This window comes from Piscirickettsia salmonis LF-89 = ATCC VR-1361 (assembly GCF_000297215.2).
In the GTDB taxonomy this organism is placed as follows: Bacteria; Pseudomonadota; Gammaproteobacteria; order Piscirickettsiales; family Piscirickettsiaceae; genus Piscirickettsia; species Piscirickettsia salmonis.
Map to the genome: position 1 here is coordinate 1 of NZ_AMFF02000085.1, position 3,671 is coordinate 3,671.

The window sequence follows — 3,671 nt, forward strand, 5'->3', positions numbered from 1 at the left end:
TGAAATGTCAACGGAGCCTAACAATAAAAATAAAATTTTATATACAGCATCGAACTATCCACTCATATATCGTCAACCATCACTGTTATTTATAAGAAAGCCAAATCACGCTTCTCGCTATTGATTTACATTAATCAATATAATATTAATTTTTTTTAACGTTTATCTCTAGCATCTAGCCTTACTAATAAGTGACCTAATGATTGCCGTGACGAGACTATTTGCAAAAACGCACTAGCAAAAAAAGCAAGCACAAATAAAACAACAATAACACCTCCCCCTCTCTGGTAATCTGCTATCGCATAAATAGGTGAGCCATCAATGACATTCAAAGGTCCATGTAAGCCAATCAAACTTCCCATCACCGGCTGCATGATTAAAGCAGCACTCATGGTAATCATATTTACAAAACCCACACTTGCACTGCCTGCTCCCGGCGCGGCAATTTGCCCTGAAAATGCAAAACAAATCACATAACCACTCGAGGCAATACCCGTTAAAACTAACAAGACAAGCAGGCCACTAAAGTTTAAATAACGCGGATAAAAAATAATCACCGCCATAAAAATAGCAGCAATAAAGCTACCGATCATCATTGCCATAGGCTGCAAACGCGCTGAATGTGCAACACTTCCCATCAAGGATGCACCTATAGCAATACCAATAAATATAGCAGACACGGATAATGCTGCATCACTAAGATTCAAGTTATAAATGCGCGCTAATGCAGGAGCGCCCCATAAAGCAGCAAATACAGAAATAAGTGAAAATAGGCAAAAGCTGATCACTCCAACCAACCATTGACAGGGCTCATGCACAATCACCCTTAGGTGACTCCAAACCGACTCTCCCTTTACTGGCGGGCTGTAATCATGTTTAGGCGCTACTTTCGGGTGTAAAGCAATCAATAATCCAAGACTGACAACCACCCCGATCACTCCTACGGCATTCATTGCCCCTCGCCAACCAATACCTTGTAATAACATAGCAAAACTATGTTCTCCTAATGCTGTACCTAGAAAACCAATACACTCAGAAATACCAACAATCACAGCAAAGAATCTCAGTGGAAAATAACTCCGCGCTGCACTTAAAATGCCAATAAAGCCAAAAGCACCACCAATGCCTGTGCACATACGGCCGATAATCAACCAAGATAAATGATCTGCACTTGCAAAAATAAAGCAACCTATTGCACACAAGGCTGCCGCTGTGGGTAAAATATAACACTTCGCATAACGATCAAGAATAAGTCCTGCCGGAATCTGCATAATCAAAAAAACATAGAAAAATGATGATAAAACATAGCTAACACTCACTGCATTCAAATCAAAGCCACGCATTAATTCATGGGTCATTAAGCCACCGACGCTTTGCAAAGAGAACTGATAAATACCAAATATACAAGCCATCAACCAAGCCACATAACGGCGCCACTGTCCCTGTTTTAGTTCTGTATTCATGATTTTTATAGTCACAGCATCATTCCTAATGTTTAACTCTTAATTACCTTGCCTATAACAGCACACTATAAATTAATAAACTAACACGCACTTTTCAATTTTCAATGCCCAAAAGTAATAAAACAATCATCAACTATAAAAACAAAAATCCATGACAAAATAAAATCAGGAAAAAATCGAGATTATAACTAAAGTTATGTTAAATTGAGTCAGGCTAAACTGAGTACTAACCTTCGTTTTAAGGACCCTTATGAAGTACAACATCAGCTGGTGGAATTTAGAAAATCTGCTTCTACCCCAGACAGCAAAACGCTCAAGCAAGCTTAAAAAACGCCATAAAAAAACATTAAAATACTGGACAGACGAGCGCTACCAGCAAAAACTCTATAACCTTGCGCAAGTGATTTGCCAATTTCACCAGCATCAGGGCCCAGATATACTCGCTATTGGTGAGGTTGACTCTGCCGAAGCCATGCACGACTTAAGCCAACAACTCGCTAATCTCGGTTTGTATTACCACAGCCATCTAGCAGATAGCGCAGACCCAAGACGCATGCATGTCGGTGTACTTTACCGCCCTGAGCTATTCAGTATTACCCAACAAGAGAGCCTATTTGTCCCAGCCAGCAAGAAAACACGAGATATTTTAAATATTCAATTTCAAACTCTGCAAGGGGACTTGCTTCATCTCCTAATCAACCACTGGCCTTCCAAGCGTAATAACCCCTCAGATCGCATCAAAGCCGCCCACTGTCTTAAAACCGCCTTAAGTCACTGTACAGAGCCAGCTTTAATTGTCGGTGACTTTAATACTCAACCGAGTGATGCTCTATTTAAAGACCTAGTCACAGACTGTGAACTTACTCCCTTGTTTCATCTTCCTGCAGAACCCACTTATTTTCACCATAGCCCAACCGGTACAACACCTATCAGTTTAGACTTCGCTTTTACTTCAAAAGAATTTTCAAACAACCCGCACTGGCGAGCTTCAACACTAACAATAGAAAAACAACACCAAAACACACTAGAGCGCCCACAGGCTTTTATGCAATCGAACCTAAAAGAATTTAACTATGATGGAGCGAGCGATCACTTTGCGATTTCACTCACTCTTAATAAGACAAGTTAGGCCATTTGCGACTGCTGGTAATTCTCTATGCCTATCCGTGCAATAAGGCCTAACTCAGTATCAAGAAAGTCCAAATGTGCTTCCTCATCACTGAGTATTTTCATCAAAAGATCGCGAGAAATATAGTCTGTTTTTTCCTCACAACACTTAATTGCCTCACGTAGCATCGGAATTGCGATCAACTCCATTTTACGATCACATTTTAATATTTCTTCAACATTTTCACCAATATATAGCTTACCTAGGTCCTGCAAGTTAGGCAGCCCTTCTAAAAATAAAATACGCTCAATCAATTCATCGGCATGACGCATTTCTTCCAAAGACTCTTGATATTCTTTTTCACCTAACTTAATTAACCCCCAGTCTTTTAATATACGCGCATGCAAAAAATATTGATTAATCACAGTCAGTTCATTTTTTAGAATTGCATTGAGGTGTTCAATGACTTTACTATCGCCTTTCATCGGTCAGCCCTCTATATTAATTATAATATCAAGGACAATACCCCAAAGGTCGTCTTTTGCCAAGACACGAATTACTATTTTTCAACAACTATAATATTAAATCGAAAGCCATTTAATTAATTTTATCTAACTGCCATTACACTGTTGACTTAAAGCACCTTTTAAAATCTCTTTTGCACAGGAACCACAGCGACCACATTGCATTGCGACGCCATACCCTCGACACAGCTCGCGCATAGAGCTCACTCGACCGTCTTCAACCGCCTGATAAATCTGCTTGTCTGTTACCCGATTACAAATACAAACGTACATAAAGACTCCTACTTGCTACATTATTGATAATAGTAATATAAATGATAAGCATTATCAATAACAACTTATTCTTACATACATCAATTCTCATCTGCCTGCTCTGTATTAAGTTGTAGTACAAAACGCCCTCCGTCATCTGAAGTGCAACACTCAGTAGAGAGTTCATATTCATACAGATAAACTCTCTAGTTCGCCTTTTGACTTAGAGGGTAGAGATGGTTTATCGGCACTTAAATGAAAAAGATCGTTTTTATATCGAACAACGGTTATCAGAGGGAGACTCGCTCAGATCAATTGCTAGAG

The 3,671-nt window shown here is 39.4% G+C and carries 5 protein-coding genes; 2 read left to right on the plus strand and 3 right to left on the minus strand.

What is annotated here, in order from left to right; genetic code table 11:
• Window positions 1-155 precede the first annotated feature (155 nt).
• Window positions 156-1,478, minus strand: coding sequence for an MFS transporter (locus tag C200_RS09005; protein ID WP_016211854.1), 1,323 nt, complete (start codon window positions 1,476-1,478; stop codon window positions 156-158).
• A 235-nt stretch (window positions 1,479-1,713) separates the two neighbouring features.
• Between C200_RS09005 and C200_RS09010 the strand changes: the two genes are divergently transcribed.
• On the plus strand, window positions 1,714-2,592 hold the full coding sequence (locus C200_RS09010) for an endonuclease/exonuclease/phosphatase family protein (RefSeq protein ID WP_016211857.1): 879 nt from the start codon (window positions 1,714-1,716) through the stop codon (window positions 2,590-2,592).
• Here C200_RS09010 and bfr read toward each other — a convergent pair.
• Entirely contained in the window at window positions 2,589-3,056 is a 468-nt protein-coding gene (gene bfr / locus C200_RS09015; RefSeq protein WP_016211855.1) for a bacterioferritin, read from the minus strand. The genes C200_RS09010 and bfr overlap by 4 nt on opposite strands.
• A gap of 126 nt (window positions 3,057-3,182) precedes the next feature.
• Complete coding sequence (locus tag C200_RS09020; RefSeq protein ID WP_016211856.1) at window positions 3,183-3,368, minus strand: (2Fe-2S)-binding protein; 186 nt, start codon at window positions 3,366-3,368, stop codon at window positions 3,183-3,185.
• 215 nt (window positions 3,369-3,583) lie between these two features.
• On the opposite strand from C200_RS09020, the gene C200_RS16920 reads away from it, so the two are divergent.
• Window positions 3,584-3,671: helix-turn-helix domain-containing protein (locus C200_RS16920; RefSeq protein WP_152498689.1), on the plus strand; the 88-nt coding region annotated here is incomplete at its 3' end.

Excerpts from the sequence above, each read along its gene's own strand:
- C200_RS09010 (WP_016211857.1), top strand. The coding sequence starts at position 1,714 with ATGAAGTACAACATCAGCTGGTGGAATTTAGAAAATCTGCTTCTACCC.
- bfr (WP_016211855.1), bottom strand. The coding sequence starts at position 3,056 with ATGAAAGGCGATAGTAAAGTCATTGAACACCTCAATGCAATTCTAAAA.
- C200_RS09020 (WP_016211856.1), bottom strand. The coding sequence starts at position 3,368 with ATGTACGTTTGTATTTGTAATCGGGTAACAGACAAGCAGATTTATCAG.